The sequence below is a fragment of the Mesorhizobium sp. Cs1321R2N1 genome (assembly GCF_037179725.1).
Taxonomy (GTDB): Bacteria; Pseudomonadota; Alphaproteobacteria; order Rhizobiales; family Rhizobiaceae; genus Mesorhizobium; species Mesorhizobium salmacidum.
In genome coordinates this window covers 1-13,726 of record NZ_JAPYKP010000058.1, presented here as the reverse complement: position 1 = coordinate 13,726, position 13,726 = coordinate 1, and the positions used below count along the sequence as shown (strand labels likewise).

Below are 13,726 nucleotides of genomic sequence, written 5' to 3'. Positions count from 1 at the left end.
CGGCGTGTGGAAGGCCGCCCTATCGTAGGTTCGATGGCCGGTTGTCACAACTAGCCGCCAACGGCCCAGAGGTTTACGCCTGTCAGCGTTGGCGCCGTTAGGTCACGCGGGGTATGCTGGGCCGCGACGAGTGGTCGGCCACTGCCGGCCCGGCCCTCTGCTTTATAGCGCTCGACCCAACGCGCCAAGACCTTTGCCGTGCCGCATAATCCAACGCCGCTGGGGCTTGGGAAAGCCGCCTTCTATCACCGACAGCGCCATTTCCTCACGATGCAGCCTAGGGGATGCACACATTTCTTGAGGTGAATGACTCGCTTTTGATTGGCTGTCTGGCGTTGGGATGTGATTCTGTTGGCGACGCTTGGATTGAGGAGGTGTCGCGATGTCAGCCAATGAGTTCGGGTTGGGGGCGTTCGGAGACGAGCGCCTGCAAAAAAGGGGGCCCAGTTGCTGAGGCTCATGGTGGATCGGCAGAGCGTTTGTGTTCGGCGGCTGGCGGGAGGTTCGCGCGGTCGGATCATTGGCTTTGGCCGGTTCCTGGCGAACGCGCGGGTGACGACACAGAGCCTGATCGAGGGCTGGGGGTCGACGAGTTCGCAGGCCTGTGCGGGCCGTCATGTGCTGGCGATCAGGACACCAGCGAGATCAACTTTACGACCACGGCGCAGCATCGGCGTGGTCTGGGAGAGACCGGCAAGGGCGGCAACGTGCGAGGCGCGCTGCTCCATGCAATGCTGGCGCTGGATGCGGGAACGGGCGAGGTGCTGGGGCTGGTATCGGGCCAGATCTGGACGCGCGATGGCCGGGTAGAGACATCCCACGGCAAGCGATTGTTGGCCGACAAGGAATCGCAGCGCTGGCTGGCCACGGCCGAAGCGGCCAAGAGCGTGCTGGTGCAGGCTGCGATGGTGACGGAGGTGAGCGATCGCGAGAGCGACATCTACGCCAAATGGGACCGCGTCCCGGGTCCGAACTTCCATATCCTGACCCGTGCCATGAGCGACCGCTTGATCGAGGGCGGCAAGCTCTCGACAGCAAAGCTGCAGCCAGCCGGCGAAGCCGATGTGAAGCTGCGCGCTCGTCCTGGCCGGCCGGCGCGCACGGCCCATCTGGTGGCCCGCTTCGGCCAAGTTGCCCTCAAGCGCCCGCAAAACTGCATCGAAAAGGGGCTGGCCGAGACGGTGACGGTGAGCCTGGTGGAGGTGGTCGAGGTCGGCGCGCCGATCCGGCCATGGCCTGGCAAGTGGTCGGCTGGTACCGGATGCGCTGGACCATCAAGCAGTTCTTCCGCACCCTGAAGCGGCAGGGCCTGCAACTGGAGGACAGTCAGCTGGAAACCGCCGAGCGACTGATGAGGCTGACTGCCATCGCCGCACGCGCCGCCTGCATCATCATGCAACTTGTCCAAGCCCGCGACGGAGCATCCGCGCAACCCGCCGAGATCGTCTTTACGCTCGCCGAGATCGACACCCTGCAGGCCCTGGTGCCTGACCTGGAAGGCAAAACCGCCCTGCAGAAGAACCCTCGCCCACCCAGGTCTCTCGCCTGGGCCGCCTGGGTCATCGCCAAACTCGGAGGTGGGATGGCTATCCGAAGTCTAAACCGCCAGGCCCAATCACCTTCCGCCACGGTCTTCAGTACTTCCAATCCATCGCCCATGGCTGGAGCCTGCGAGATGTGTGAATCGCCTAGTCGATGCAGCGGGGTCAGGCGGGCATTCTTATGGATGTTCATTCGGACCCTGCGAATCTGAAGCGTGGTAACTCCAGTCTCCCCGGTCATGGACAACCTATGGAACCAGCGTTCCGCCCAGTTCCTGTTCGAGCCGCTGGACGGCCGGGGCGAGGGTTGGTTGGGACACACCGCTTCGCATGTCTGCTTCGGTGAAGCTACGACGTCCGCCAGGTTCAGGCCCGTCCATTCTTCCTGCTCGTTTCCAGACTTGGTAAGCTGCTTCCCTGGCAGTTACTGACCCCGTATAGAAACTGTACACCCGGCGATTGGCAATTTTCGCGCAGCACGAGAGGTCGAACGGCCTGTTCATACAACCAGCATTTCTGCCGTATCAGTGGCGCGCGAGGTGACCGTGTGCTCGCCTTTTGCCGGGTCTTTCCAGTCGAGATACCACACCTTCCAGGCGAATTCGGCTTCTTCACCATGGTCTATCGTCGCTTCAAGCCATGGGCCGTCATCAACCTTCACTTCGACCTTGGCGATTGGGACGCCCCAGGCTGCACCACTGATCCGGTATCCGGCATCGCTACGGGTCACTCTGGCAGGCGCCGACTTCAGCAATGCACGGCCGACCGAGGTCTCGGCCCACACCGTCTCGCCATTGTGCTCTTCCTCGCGGATGGTGACGTAGTCTCGTGCCATCAATTGACTCATGAAGCGCGTATTGCGTATCTCGATGCGCTTGAGCCACTTGACGTTGGCGATGCCATACCATCCGGGGGCGATGAGCCGCACCGGGGAACCGTTGGGTTGCGGCAGGGCGGCCCCATTCATCTCGTAGCAGAGGATGTTGTTGGGGCTCATCGCATCGGAGCGGGTCTTTGCGCCTCGGTCATTGCTTTGTCTATCTTAAGGAAGTGGTCGGTTCCTGAACGCGCCGGGGCTGTAATGCGACTAACCCTGAATTCCGTGAGGACGTCGAGCGACGTTGTCTCGGAACCTTGACCACAAGATCGGCGGGGCCATAATGGCCGTATGGCTCATTTCCACGAGCCGTACTGGGAGGAATTATGAAAAACAAAATAGACGACGACCGACGCAATCTTCTGACCTTAGCGGCTGTTGGCGGTGCCGCTGCACTTATGGGCGGCTTCGGGATCAGCCGGGCTCGCGCCGCCGCGCCCTCCGGGCGTTCCGAAAAGCCGCTCAAGGCAGCGTTCTCCAACGCCGGACTTCAGGCGACATGGTGCGCCCAAGGCAAGGCAGCGGCGGAATACTGGGGCAAATTGTTCAACGTCGAGGTAACTTGGTTCGACGGGGAACTCGATGCCGTAAAGCAGCGCGCGGCGATCGACAACATGGCTTCCCAGAAATGGGATTTCGTGGCGATCCAGGCCTTTGGTATCGGGACGCTGGTGCAGCCGGTGCAAAAGATGATCGACGCCGGGATCCCTGTCATCGACATGGACACCCTGATTGCGCCACTCGACAAGATCAATGTGCACAGCTTCCTCGCGCCTGATAATGAATTCATGGGATCATCGGTGACCCAGGCGCTCATCACCGCCATCGGCGGCAAGGGCAAGGTCATCACCACGCAGGGCGCGCTCGGCCACACGGGCGCCCAAGGGCGAAACCGGGGCTTCGAATCCATTGTCAAACAGCATCCCGACATCGAGGTTCTGGAAAACCAGCCGGCCGACTGGGACGTCACCAAGGTGGCGCGGCTATGGGAGACCTATCTTACGAAATATCCGCAGATTGACGCGGCCTATTTCCACAATGACGACATGGCGCTTGCAGCGTACAACGTCATGAAGGCCCATAACCGTACCAACATCAAGATCGGCGGTTGCGACGCCATGCCCCCTGCAATAGCCGCCGTTGCCGAAGGGCGCATGCACGCCACCGTGCGCAATCCATCCTGCCGTATTCATGGCGGCGCCATTGTCGCCGGCGTCGCGGCGGTGACAGGTGGCGAGAAGTCAGGCGAAGGAATCCCGAAAAGCGTCGTAACGGACGGTCCCGTGGTTACCAAGGAGAATGCCGGCGGCATGCAATGGATGGAAGACCATTTCCTGATCTGATCTTGGTCCCAAATGGCTGGCGGATGATCCGCCAGCCATTTGCGAGCCACTGGACATTCGCCACGCGGACAGAATGAACGCTCAAGCTGAAGTCTCCTTGCGAGGGGTCGCGCCGCGCCTTCGCATGGATGGGATATCGAAATCCTTTGGCGGCGTGGTGGCGCTGCACGATGTGGATTTCGTGTTGCGCGCCGGCGAGATCCATGGGCTCGTTGGGGAAAACGGCGCCGGCAAATCGACCCTGATGAAGATCATCGCGGGTGTGCACGCCGAATATCACGGCCGCATGTTCATCGACGGAGAGCAGGTCCATTTCCGCTCGGCCCGTGATGCGCTTGCGGCTGGCATCGGCATGGTGCATCAGGAACTGAGCGTCGTTCCAGATCTCACAGTTGCCGAAAATGTCTTTCTCGGAAAGCAGCCGACGAAGGCAGGATTGATTGATTGGTCCGGCATGGTGGCCGCAGCGCGGGAACAACTCGCCAATCTTGGCATCGAGGTCGATCCTCGCGCGTCTATGGGATCATTGTCGATCGGCCTCCAGCAACTGGTCGAACTCGCCCGCGTGCTTTTCTCGGGAGCGCGGATCATCATACTAGACGAGCCTACCTCGGCGCTGTCGCCCCCAGAGGTGCATCGCCTGTTCGAGGTGCTTCGCGGTGTTCGCGCGAGCGGCCGCAGCATCGTGTTTATTTCCCATTTCCTCGACGACATCCTATCAGTTTCCGACAGGGTGACCATCTTCCGCAACGGGCGCCGTGTTGTCACCGAAGCCGCGGCCTTGATCGACAAAGGCTGGGTTATCGAACGTATGATCGGCAGTGGTCACGAGGAGCTGGAGGAAAGTTATACCGGCGCGATCGCTCTCAATAGCAAGTCCGCGGCGCCCGTAGTCCTCTCGGCGCGAGGTCTTGCGGTGGGGCGCGCCTTCGCCGATGTGTCGCTTGACGCGCGGGCCGGCGAGATTCTCGGCATCTACGGTTTTATGGGCTGCGGCCAGGTCGAGCTGGCGCGGACATTGTTCGGCAAGCTCAAGCCGAGCACCGGGACGTTGGCCATTGAGGGCGCGGCGAAACGTTTTCGCAACACGGCGCACGCTCGCCGGGCGGGAATCGCCTTCGTGCCGGAGAGCCGCCGTTCCATGCTGTTCTACCAGGAACCGGTCTATAAAAATGTCTCGATCAGCGTGCTTGGCCGCATCTCACGCCTCTGGTTGAAGCCGGCAGCGGAGCGCCAGATCGCCAGCCGCCATGTTGAACTGCTGAATATCCGTCCGTCGAATGTGCTGGCGCTGCTCGCCAGTCTTTCCGGCGGCAACCAGCAGAAGGTCGCGCTGGCGAAATGGCTGACATACATCCCTAAGGTGCTGATCTTGAGCGAGCCGACCCGCGGCATGGACGTTGGCGCCAAAGACGATGTTGTGAAGATCGTACGTGCGCTGCGCAACCAGGGCCTTGCTGTCATCGTTGTCTCGGCCGAGCCCGAAACCGTCCTGTCGCTCGCCGACCGCATCATCGTGATGAAGAAAGGCCGGATCGTGCACGAGTTCGCCGGCGAAACGATCAGCAAGGACCGGCTGCTCGACGCCGCTTGAGGGAGAACGCCAAATGACAATGCCGGTTCAGGAAGCCGTAAAAGGGTCCCCGTCGCGGGCTGGCGCCTTCCTGCGCAACCGGATGCGCAACATTGCGCCTTTCGCGACGCTGATCATCCTGCTCGCGTTCTTCAGCATCGCCAGCCCATCTTTCCTCAGCGTCGACAACGGGGTCAACGTGCTGACGCAGATTTCCGTCACGGGCGTCATCGCCGTGGGGCTCACTTTTGTCATCCTCTGTGCCGAGATAGATCTTTCGGTAGCGGCTATCGCCAATGCTACCGGCATTGCCGTTGCCTATTTCACCATGCAGGAATCCTACGTCAACATTCCCAACATCCCGCTGCCAGGCTATGCAGCGATCGGGTTGGCGCTGCTCATCTGCGCCTTCCTGGGCCTGGTCAACGCCTTCGGCACGACGCTGATAGGAATTCCCTCGTTCATCATGACACTTGCCATGATGCAGATCGGCGCTGGCATTTGCGCGCTTCTGGTGCGCGGCCAGATCGCCTATGCCGTTCCCGATCTGGTTACGACTCTGGGTTCCGGCACGATAGCCGGCTTTCCGTGGATCATCATCGTACTGGGTGTATTCCTGCTGGTCGGTCATATCGTTTTGACCTACACGCGCTTCGGCCGATACGTCTACATGGTCGGCGGCAACCGCGAAGCGGCCGAATATTCCGGTGTCAACGTCAAGCTGGTCTTAGGTGCGGTGATGGTGATTTCGGCCGTCTGTTCCGGTGTCGCAGGGATGATTGGCGTGGCCCATTTTGGCAGCGCCCAGCAGAACGAGTTCGACGGCTATCTGCTTGACGCCATCGCAGCGGTGGTGGTCGGTGGCACCAGCCTCTTTGGCGGCCGTGGCGGGATCGGCAACACGATCATCGGCCTGTGCATACTGGGCGTCCTCAACAATGGCCTCGATCACGTGCAGATCGACAGTTTTTTGAAAATCCTCATCCGCGGCATCATTCTGCTCGTCGCACTGATCATCAATGTCTATGTGCAGAATCTGCGTGATCGGCAACGCATCTGATTACCGGCAGTGCCTTTCCACAGCCACGGCAGTTTCATCGAGGAGCCCGCTGCCGAAAGGTGGCGGGCTTTTTGCTCGTCGGTCGGAACAGCGCGATCTGACGCGCCTTTTCCCACCCTTGTAAGCGCCCTCCGCCTCGAAAGAGATCTCATCGTGCAACTTGCCAATGACTGGAATGCCCCTGCGGCAATCTCAAGGTCAGGGGGGCTCGACAATACAAATTTTTGCGGTCTTATGCAGCAAACGCGCCAACGTCCCGCTCTCTCTCGAGCGCGCGGGCCATGAGCTCGCACTCGAGGCAAACGGCACCATCGTCCTTGATGACGAAGAGCTGATGGTCGAAGCTGCAAGAGAGGGTCTGGGCATCGCCTACGTGGCCGATTGGGCCGCCGAGGCGGCCTTGGCCGAGGGCAGTTTGCGTAAAATTCTGACCGCGTGGGTGCGGAGATGACCGCTTCGCCTCGAGTTGAAAACGATGCTCGCTCGAAAGCCAAACCCCCGCCCTCATCTGGCGCCACACGTTGTGGTGAACGCGATCGAAGCGCGTTCTGACACTCCGTGCCTTGACCGTCGTGGAAGATGGTTCCGTTGTCTCGATTTGTTCTCGCGCGCTCACGCTTTCAGACTGGGCGCGCCACCTGGCGGAGCGGAATAGCCGATAACTCTAGTTTCAACAACTTCAGTAACGGTTGATTCAACCATTGCTGGTATTCGTTCCGGAGTGTGGTGGCGGCTCCGACTGTGCGATGGGTCGCTGGGTTGCCGGAGCCGCCTGCGCAGTCCGGTTGGGATCTGACCGCGCTGTCTCAGAATAGGACAGCGCGGTCAACGATCCGTTAAGATTTCGCTGGCCGGGCGGATAAGCCGTCATAGGTCAGCTTATCAACCGTGGCGATGATCGCCCTGGCCAGCGCCTCGGCCCGTGGATCGGTTAAGGGCCGTTCCGTCACCGCATCTTCGCTTGGTTGCACGCCCGACGGACACGTTTCTTCGATCGCCGGAGCGCGGACCAGCATTCTTCAACACCGTTGCTTTCATAAGGCGGCCAGAGCTTGAGCACAGCGTCCTAAACTCGCGAGCCGTGTGGAACATTGTTGCGTCGAAACACTTCGGCGGTTGCACCGTCGGTTCTCCCATTCCGGTGCATGTTCCCACGACTGTTGGACTGGCCCGCTGCCGAAAGGTAGCGGGCTTCTTTCCTATTTCCGTCGAGGAAACACGAGAATCTTCGCTGCGGTCTCCTGCTCCAGCGGTTCATGGCCTGGCTGCTCGTGCCACATCACCTGGCGAAGATCGCACATGTCGACCGCTTGACCGCAGATCTTGCACAAATAGAAACGCTCTGCGTCGGGCTCGCCTTCGTGCGGCTTGCCTTCGATTGGTGGTCCGAGGTCGGATAGCTTTGTCATGGCGGTGGCAACATCCCGCTACCTGAAAAGTTCCGGAACTATTTTAGCTAAAGCTGATTGAATCGCGTGCATTTGCATGAGTCGGTGCATGCGTCTGAAGTTCATCAAGCCGATGGAGCCAGAACTGGTCGACACGCCACCGCAGGGCGATGACCGGCTCCATGAGATCAAATTCGACAGATACCGCACCCAGGCCATCAAGGACGAAGACGGGATTCGGCTGATCACAAAGAACGGCTACGACTGGACCGCTACATCCAACTTGCTGGGGAGGCCGCGGCTATCGAGGCCGGAAAGCTTCATCATCGATGGCGAGGCATTACGATCAACGAAGCGGGCCTGTCGGAGTTCCACGTGCTGCAATCAGCCGTCCCAGCCGCAAGCCCTCGCGCGACCTGTATCTGGTGGCGTTCGACCTCCTCCACCTCAACGGACACGACCTGCGGAACCTGCCGGTGGAAGACCGTCGCGAGATCCTGCAGGAGTTGCTTCCGGCCAGCGGCCGTATCCAGTTCAGTGAAGCGAGCCCGGCACTGGCGCGGCCGTTTACCACCTAGTGGACCAGGCCGGCCTTGAAGGCATGGTATCGAAGCGCAAGGACAGCGTTTATCGCAGCGGCCCGACGATGAACTGGCGCAAGATCAAGTGCTATGCCGAAAAGGAGATGGACATCATCGGCGTGCAGCGCGAGAGCGGGAAAACCCTTGATGGTGCTGATGGCCGACAAGGGCCGTTACGCCGGCGGCGCATTCGTCACTTTCAAAGCCGACAAGCGCCAGCGCCTGTGGGACCGGGTGCAGGGGAAGGTAGGCGGCCCGGTCCCGAAAGGGCTCAAGAGCGACAAGGCGGAGTGGCTGAAGCCAGGTCTCGTTGGCCGCGTGCGGATCCTGAAGGGCGAGGAGAAACTCCGCCACGCCAAGCTGCTCGATTTTCGAGATAAGCAATAGCCAGCGCTTGCCCACGGGGCACTCGGAATCGGCGTGATCTTCGGCACAGCGGCGCTTTGGCCTGGGGAACGCGGTGTCCGGCGAGGTGCGGTAGCTTGCAGAGGCTTTAGCCTCGATCTCAAGCTTGAACGCTCGCACGCCGGCGTGGCAAACCGCATGCCGGCTCGGCATCCAAGAAGGAGAGTTGCCCGGGAGGACGCCGCGCCTAACAGCGAGATAGCAGGGGGCTGCGTCGTCTCGCCGGCTAAGTGTTATGCGCTCTTTAAGGCACTCGCACAAAGCATCCGAAGGTACTAAGGGGTCGGCCGATCGGCGATAACAGGCAATTTCGTTGTCGACGTTGCCGGTACCTTAGAGGGGCTGACGTAGATGAACCTGCCGGATGATCTTGGTTCCGTTTGATCCCAGCGCCCTTGTATTCTAGCGGAATCTAATATGCGCTTGCGGCCTCTTGGGAAATGAGCACGCGCGGCGTCACTTTTCTGCCAAATGGCTAGGCAGCAACTGTCAGGCCTCCCCCAGTGCCGACGTAATTTCGGTTGCCGAGGCGATCCAGAAGCTTTTCGCGGACGCAAAGGCGATCGCGATCAGCAGCGCCGAAATCGAGGAAGAGACTGGCAGCGTTCGTGAAACGGTGCTCGATGCCGGGTTCATCATGACGCCGGCTTTTTGCACCGTATAGGAACCTGATATTCGTTGGCAGGTTCGAAAGGCGGCAGCGCCCGTGCTGCTGGTCAGGTCCCCCAAAACCTGGCCGGGCCCGCTTCTCCGCCAGTGAGGCGGGCCCACGGGGACTGCCTGCAGCGCGGGCCGCGCCCACGCCCAAGATAGATTAGACGCGACTAAAAGCTCTTGCCTGAAGTCTACCGCCTCGAGCGCGAGCGTGAGAAGCAAGGGCAGTGGCGAGCATCGGGTGGCTGCGTCAAGAGCGATGCGTTGCGGCCGCAGCGAGCCGCCAGGTCCGAACGGCGCCTCGGCCGTGCAGGACAGCGGCGGATAAGAACGCCCGCGATCGGTAGTGGTACGTCGGGGTGCACCGGAGGCTGGTGCGGCCGGCGCCGGCGTAAAGCAACGGAACCTAGAATATGCGCTTTGAGCTTATCGGGGAAATGAGCACGCGCGGAATCAACTTCCTCGATCTGTGGATGGCAGAGCACCTGCCCAACGCGATAACTGATGATTCAGTGGCGGTGAGCGACCTCGCTGACCGAATGATGATAGCGGCCGATCGTGAGGGAATTGCTGAAGACAAGATCAACGAGGAAGTCGACAGCATCTTTGAGGTGATCTTCGAGGCAATGCAGCACCGCGAAGGCAGCTTGGCCGATTGACGATAGGACTTGCCAACGATATCGAGACCAGGAGTATAATCCTCCCTGTTGCGGCGGCCCTTCAACGAAATGGAGATGGCAATGGCCAGGTCCAAACCATCAAAGCAGCTCTCGCCGGAAGAGATCGAACGCTTCCTGACCGCCGCGGAGGCTCTGCACAAGAGCATCATCAAGCCGTTTGTATCGCCCCATTGCGACCATTACCGCTCAACGCAGATCCTCCACGAGGCGCTGTTGAAAAGCGTGCGAGAGGTGACCGGCAAGGAAGTCGAGTTCATCCGGTGGAACACCACCGGCCCGGTTCAGCCTCCCGTTGAGTAGCGTTCCAATAGGGCCCGCGAAGCCCATGGGCTGGAGAGGCCTGGCGACCTCCCTTTGCCAACAGGGGACAAACCCAAAGCGCCGCCGGTAAGGCTCAGCGCCCTTTTCCTCGCCGAAAACGACAAACTTCCGTTGCAAAAAGGATCGCGAAAGGGTTCATTTTCCTGGCGTTCCGGTTGATTGCTCCGCGGCGTACCGATACGGCAGGCCGCTCCCGACAAATGCGTATAACCGCTGTCGTCACCAAGCTAAGGCAGGAGGCCTGGGGAGCCGATGTCAGAGCTTTCGCCTATCAGAGTAAGATGCCGTGGCCGTCTGGGTTCAGAAACCAGCTGCCATCGCTGACGTGACGGCCGTGGCGCTCTCGCTTGTCCAGCAGGACCCGCTGGATAGCCGCTCGGCGGACGGGAATATTCCGGGCTAACATTGTTAGAGCGTTCCTAGACAAGGCTGTTCCCCCTCAAACGATCCTGGATAGCATCCTTGTAGCCGCTGCAAAATTTGCAGGCGGCTCTGGTTCGGCAGCCCGCGCAGCGGTGGAACTTTCCCTGCGCTTTGGGGTTGGACACCTGTCGATTGCCCAATCCAAGCATTGGAACGGAGAGAGCTCGCCTCGGCTGATGCCGGGGCGGGCTTTTCCAGCATGGCCGAGACGGTCATCTCGACCTGGCGCTCATAGCGATCACTTGCCTCTCCTGTGCGGCGCGTCGGAGACTGTTTGACGCAATTGCCACCCGTCGATGGACTTCTGCACGTCGAAAGATATGGCTTGCGCGGTGATCGGCGCGGCCCATGAAAGGAGGGCAACGCTGACCGAGAATGAGATCAGCAAAGCGAAGGCGGTCGCGAACAAGACGTGGTCCTCTTTGGAAGCACGAGCTTAACCGCCGCCCATCCGGTTCGTTCATTCACGATCCGCTAGCCTGTGTGTCGTGGTTACCCCTTGCTTAACGAGCCGTTGGCAATTTGACGCGCGGCCGTTTGCTAAGCTGGATATGAAACGTAAACTCAGTCATAGGTCGCCATTTATCCGGATGCAGCCGACAGTCTGCCATCACTGGTGCGCGAAGCTCCCTTGCTGGCAAAAAACAGAGCTGCGACGAAGCTTAGACGGCCTGGAAGGGGCGCCGCGCATGTGCCAAAGCCATTTTGTGGTATGATTTGCGTTGTGGGAAGAAGGCCAAGAACAAAGCAAAAAAGCTGATAGAAATCCCGATGGAAGGCGAGCTTGAAACGGATGCCGCTTCATGGCTCTTGCGGCGATTGGGATCATCCTAGTTGTTACGGGCATCTTCTGAAGGGCGCTAGTCCCGTTACCATCGGGGATTTATGTGAAAAGCCCCGGCTCATGGGGTGCACCGGGACCTTTTGACATGTACGAGATACCAGCATGTCCGCTTTTAAGCATGTGCTGATATGGTGAAGGAATGGTGAATAGTTCGCTACCCTGACTCCGGCGGGCTCTTCATTGTGCAACGTGCTAGCCGGGACGATGAGCAAAAAGCCAGCCTTCGTCGTCTATGCGCCCCCATTGAAGGGATTGTCGTTCCTGGGCCGTGACCCTTGATCCAAACGGAACCGCTATCGCCAACCCGTTCGGCACCGAGTATGAGGCGGTCGCGCACAATCGACAACTCGCCGCTTCGCTTGGACATGGCACCAAGCACTAGCGCGTAAAACAATCATGTTCGGCGGCACCGCCGCCCACCTTCGCACGGAATGGAACCTGCCGGTTAAGTGCAATGTCCGGGATCATCTAAGCACGGACAAATTCAATATGATTATTCAGATGGAGGGGCGATCACGCTCCAACTCGACGCTCTGCGCAATCGGGACATTTCTTTTCAAGCATTGGACCGAAGGTCGCGGAGCCGGTTTCTGTTTCGATGACCTTGACCGCTTGGTTATCTCGAATACCAAACAAGCATGGCAACGCGGGCCGACCTACCGGCGAGCGCCCGGCGCACGGCAATGCCCAGGACGATGGCGAGGCCAAAGCAGCATTCGTTAGCGGGGGAAGAAGGAAAGGCCCGCAGGCTGGTTTGCGGGTCCTTCAGGATGAGAGCGAGATCATCAAGTGTGTGCAGGCCGAAACAGATTCGCTGCGAATCCCGGTGCCCCGTTGACGGTTGTTTTCAGATAAGCTATTGCACAGGATCATACAGGTTCACTGAACAGGTATCGTATGGCCCGTCGCGCGATGCAACTCACTCCCGGCACGGGCAAGCCCGAGCAGATCGCGACGGTTCTGGAGCATGAGATACGCTCCGGCCTGCTTGGGTTCGGCGACCGCCTGCAGAGCGAAAACGAGCTCGTCCAGCGCTTCTCCGTCAGTCGCAACACAGTCCGCAAGGGGCTCGAAGAATTGTCGAGCCGGGGGCTCATCACAACCAAAGTCGGCATCGGATCCTTTGTCACCTTCGACGGCATGCCGGTCGATGACGCGATCGGCTGGTCGCGCGCGCTTGCCAACGCGGGCGCCAATGCCGAGACCCGCACATTGCGGCTCGAGATTATCGAGGACGCGGAACTTGCGGCCAGGCTCGGGGTCGGGAGTTGGTCCTTCATCGCCGTCGATCGCGCCCGCACCAATGCCGATGACGGCCACGCCATCTCGATTGAGCGCAGCCGCCTGCCGCTGTCGCCCGAATTGGAGGACATACCGCTGCGCGGCTTGCGCGAAGGCTCGCTGCACCAGACGCTGCGCGGGGCGGGGCTTGTTCCCGATCATGGCGAGGAATGGGTCGACGTCGAAATGCTGAGCGCTGCCGACGCCGCGATACTCGGTTGTGCGCCCGGCACGCCCTTCCTGCGCACACGCCGCCTGACGCGCGCCGCTGACGGACGCGCCATTGAATTCGTCACCAGCCTGCTCAATCCGGCGCATTTCGCGCTCCATCTGGAGTTCTGAGCATGGCGGACGCTGCCGTGATGGATCGGGCAATGGGGGCGCTGATCGGCGGGGCGCTTGGCGATGCGCTGGGCATGCCGACACAACTTCTGTCGCCGTCTCGCATCGCCGAGCTCTATGGCCATGTCGAGGATTTCGTCGCGCCTGCCGCCGATCACCCGGTGTCGAAGGGGCTGGCCGCCGGCATGGTCACCGACGACACCGAACAGGCGCTGCTGCTTGGCCGCATCCTTGTCGAGTCCGGCGAGCGCTTCGACCATGCGCGCTGGGTCAACGCGCTGCTCGACTGGGAGCGCGACGTCAAGGCGCGTGGCAGCTACGACCTGCTTGGACCGTCGACCAAGCGCGCCATCGACGCCATCAACAGCGGTGTGCCCGCCGACGATGCCGGCCGCGGCGGCGACACCAACGGC

The 13,726-nt window shown here is 60.6% G+C and carries 17 protein-coding genes and 1 pseudogene; 13 read left to right on the top strand and 5 right to left on the bottom strand.

Features of this window, described 5'->3' with window-relative positions:
- The first annotated feature begins 284 nt into the window (after positions 1–284).
- Both O7A61_RS16535 and O7A61_RS16530 read left to right on the top strand, forming a co-directional pair.
- Complete coding sequence (locus O7A61_RS16535) at positions 285–1,298, top strand: hypothetical protein (protein ID WP_337130716.1); 1,014 nt, start codon at positions 285–287, stop codon at positions 1,296–1,298.
- The gene (locus O7A61_RS16530; RefSeq protein WP_337130715.1) at positions 1,262–1,753 is read left to right on the top strand and encodes a hypothetical protein; all 492 of its coding nucleotides are present in this window, start codon (positions 1,262–1,264) and stop codon (positions 1,751–1,753) included. The genes O7A61_RS16535 and O7A61_RS16530 overlap by 37 nt, the downstream gene beginning before the upstream one ends.
- A 42-nt stretch (positions 1,754–1,795) precedes the next feature.
- Here O7A61_RS16530 and O7A61_RS16525 read toward each other — a convergent pair.
- Both O7A61_RS16525 and O7A61_RS16520 read right to left on the bottom strand, forming a co-directional pair.
- A pseudogene (locus O7A61_RS16525) lies at positions 1,796–1,921 on the bottom strand (helix-turn-helix domain-containing protein); the annotation flags it as partial.
- A gap of 119 nt (positions 1,922–2,040) precedes the next feature.
- Entirely contained in the window at positions 2,041–2,538 is a 498-nt protein-coding gene (locus O7A61_RS16520; RefSeq protein ID WP_337130714.1) for a molybdopterin-dependent oxidoreductase, read from the bottom strand.
- A 206-nt stretch (positions 2,539–2,744) separates the two neighbouring features.
- Here O7A61_RS16520 and O7A61_RS16515 point away from each other — a divergent pair, with 206 nt between their 5' ends.
- The 4 genes from O7A61_RS16515 to O7A61_RS16500 all read left to right on the top strand — a co-directional run bounded on the left by O7A61_RS16515 (position 2,745) and on the right by O7A61_RS16500 (position 6,845).
- Positions 2,745–3,761, top strand: a complete 1,017-nt coding sequence (locus O7A61_RS16515; RefSeq protein WP_337130713.1) for a sugar ABC transporter substrate-binding protein — start codon at positions 2,745–2,747, stop codon at positions 3,759–3,761.
- Between the two features lie 73 nt (positions 3,762–3,834).
- The gene (locus O7A61_RS16510) at positions 3,835–5,355 is read left to right on the top strand and encodes a sugar ABC transporter ATP-binding protein (RefSeq protein WP_442921080.1); all 1,521 of its coding nucleotides are present in this window, start codon (positions 3,835–3,837) and stop codon (positions 5,353–5,355) included.
- A 13-nt stretch (positions 5,356–5,368) separates the two neighbouring features.
- Entirely contained in the window at positions 5,369–6,394 is a 1,026-nt protein-coding gene (locus O7A61_RS16505) for an ABC transporter permease (protein WP_337130712.1), read from the top strand.
- A 166-nt stretch (positions 6,395–6,560) separates the two neighbouring features.
- Positions 6,561–6,845, top strand: a complete 285-nt coding sequence (locus tag O7A61_RS16500) for a LysR substrate-binding domain-containing protein (RefSeq protein ID WP_337130710.1) — start codon at positions 6,561–6,563, stop codon at positions 6,843–6,845.
- A 385-nt stretch (positions 6,846–7,230) separates the two neighbouring features.
- Here O7A61_RS16500 and O7A61_RS16495 read toward each other — a convergent pair whose 3' ends face one another.
- Together O7A61_RS16495 and O7A61_RS16490 are read right to left on the bottom strand one after the other, a co-directional pair.
- Complete coding sequence (locus O7A61_RS16495; protein ID WP_337130708.1) at positions 7,231–7,410, bottom strand: hypothetical protein; 180 nt, start codon at positions 7,408–7,410, stop codon at positions 7,231–7,233.
- Positions 7,411–7,593: 183 nt separating this feature from the next.
- The gene (locus O7A61_RS16490; RefSeq protein ID WP_337130705.1) at positions 7,594–7,803 is read right to left on the bottom strand and encodes a hypothetical protein; all 210 of its coding nucleotides are present in this window, start codon (positions 7,801–7,803) and stop codon (positions 7,594–7,596) included.
- A 308-nt stretch (positions 7,804–8,111) separates the two neighbouring features.
- Between O7A61_RS16490 and O7A61_RS16485 the strand changes: the two genes are divergently transcribed.
- The 5 genes from O7A61_RS16485 (at position 8,112) to O7A61_RS16465 (ending at position 10,402) form a co-directional block, all read left to right on the top strand.
- Complete coding sequence (locus O7A61_RS16485) at positions 8,112–8,360, top strand: ATP-dependent DNA ligase (protein WP_337130703.1); 249 nt, start codon at positions 8,112–8,114, stop codon at positions 8,358–8,360.
- 150 nt (positions 8,361–8,510) lie between these two features.
- Positions 8,511–8,750, top strand: a complete 240-nt coding sequence (locus O7A61_RS16480; protein ID WP_337130701.1) for a hypothetical protein — start codon at positions 8,511–8,513, stop codon at positions 8,748–8,750.
- Between the two features lie 451 nt (positions 8,751–9,201).
- The gene (locus O7A61_RS32610; RefSeq protein WP_442921079.1) at positions 9,202–9,432 is read left to right on the top strand and encodes a DUF768 domain-containing protein; all 231 of its coding nucleotides are present in this window, start codon (positions 9,202–9,204) and stop codon (positions 9,430–9,432) included.
- A 403-nt stretch (positions 9,433–9,835) separates the two neighbouring features.
- Positions 9,836–10,081: a DUF768 domain-containing protein gene (locus tag O7A61_RS16470; protein WP_337130697.1), complete on the top strand. Its 246-nt coding sequence runs from the start codon at positions 9,836–9,838 to the stop codon at positions 10,079–10,081.
- Between the two features lie 81 nt (positions 10,082–10,162).
- Positions 10,163–10,402, top strand: a complete 240-nt coding sequence (locus O7A61_RS16465) for a hypothetical protein (protein WP_337130695.1) — start codon at positions 10,163–10,165, stop codon at positions 10,400–10,402.
- 682 nt (positions 10,403–11,084) lie between these two features.
- Here the strand turns inward: O7A61_RS16465 and O7A61_RS16460 are convergent.
- Positions 11,085–11,255, bottom strand: coding sequence for a hypothetical protein (locus O7A61_RS16460; RefSeq protein WP_156938245.1), 171 nt, complete (start codon positions 11,253–11,255; stop codon positions 11,085–11,087).
- Between the two features lie 1,332 nt (positions 11,256–12,587).
- Here O7A61_RS16460 and O7A61_RS16455 point away from each other — a divergent pair.
- Together O7A61_RS16455 and O7A61_RS16450 are read left to right on the top strand one after the other, a co-directional pair.
- Positions 12,588–13,313, top strand: a complete 726-nt coding sequence (locus tag O7A61_RS16455) for a GntR family transcriptional regulator (protein ID WP_140746944.1) — start codon at positions 12,588–12,590, stop codon at positions 13,311–13,313.
- A gap of 2 nt (positions 13,314–13,315) precedes the next feature.
- Positions 13,316–13,726, top strand: a 411-nt coding sequence (locus O7A61_RS16450) for an ADP-ribosylglycohydrolase family protein (protein ID WP_337130692.1), incomplete at its 3' end; no start/stop codon positions are given.

What these genes read in the sequence shown, in the direction of transcription:
- O7A61_RS16530 (WP_337130715.1), top strand. Translation starts at nt 1,262, where the DNA reads ATGCGCTGGACCATCAAGCAGTTCTTCCGCACCCTGAAGCGGCAGGGC.
- O7A61_RS16495 (WP_337130708.1), bottom strand. Translation starts at nt 7,410, where the DNA reads ATGCTGGTCCGCGCTCCGGCGATCGAAGAAACGTGTCCGTCGGGCGTG.
- O7A61_RS16465 (WP_337130695.1), top strand. Translation starts at nt 10,163, where the DNA reads ATGGCCAGGTCCAAACCATCAAAGCAGCTCTCGCCGGAAGAGATCGAA.
- O7A61_RS16490 (WP_337130705.1), bottom strand. Translation starts at nt 7,803, where the DNA reads ATGACAAAGCTATCCGACCTCGGACCACCAATCGAAGGCAAGCCGCAC.
- O7A61_RS16535 (WP_337130716.1), top strand. Translation starts at nt 285, where the DNA reads ATGCACACATTTCTTGAGGTGAATGACTCGCTTTTGATTGGCTGTCTG.
- O7A61_RS16500 (WP_337130710.1), top strand. Translation starts at nt 6,561, where the DNA reads ATGACTGGAATGCCCCTGCGGCAATCTCAAGGTCAGGGGGGCTCGACA.
- O7A61_RS16485 (WP_337130703.1), top strand. Translation starts at nt 8,112, where the DNA reads ATGGCGAGGCATTACGATCAACGAAGCGGGCCTGTCGGAGTTCCACGT.
- O7A61_RS16515 (WP_337130713.1), top strand. Translation starts at nt 2,745, where the DNA reads ATGAAAAACAAAATAGACGACGACCGACGCAATCTTCTGACCTTAGCG.
- O7A61_RS16505 (WP_337130712.1), top strand. Translation starts at nt 5,369, where the DNA reads ATGACAATGCCGGTTCAGGAAGCCGTAAAAGGGTCCCCGTCGCGGGCT.
- O7A61_RS16520 (WP_337130714.1), bottom strand. Translation starts at nt 2,538, where the DNA reads ATGAGCCCCAACAACATCCTCTGCTACGAGATGAATGGGGCCGCCCTG.
- O7A61_RS16470 (WP_337130697.1), top strand. Translation starts at nt 9,836, where the DNA reads ATGCGCTTTGAGCTTATCGGGGAAATGAGCACGCGCGGAATCAACTTC.
- O7A61_RS16510 (WP_442921080.1), top strand. Translation starts at nt 3,835, where the DNA reads ATGAACGCTCAAGCTGAAGTCTCCTTGCGAGGGGTCGCGCCGCGCCTT.
- O7A61_RS16480 (WP_337130701.1), top strand. Translation starts at nt 8,511, where the DNA reads ATGGTGCTGATGGCCGACAAGGGCCGTTACGCCGGCGGCGCATTCGTC.
- O7A61_RS16455 (WP_140746944.1), top strand. Translation starts at nt 12,588, where the DNA reads ATGGCCCGTCGCGCGATGCAACTCACTCCCGGCACGGGCAAGCCCGAG.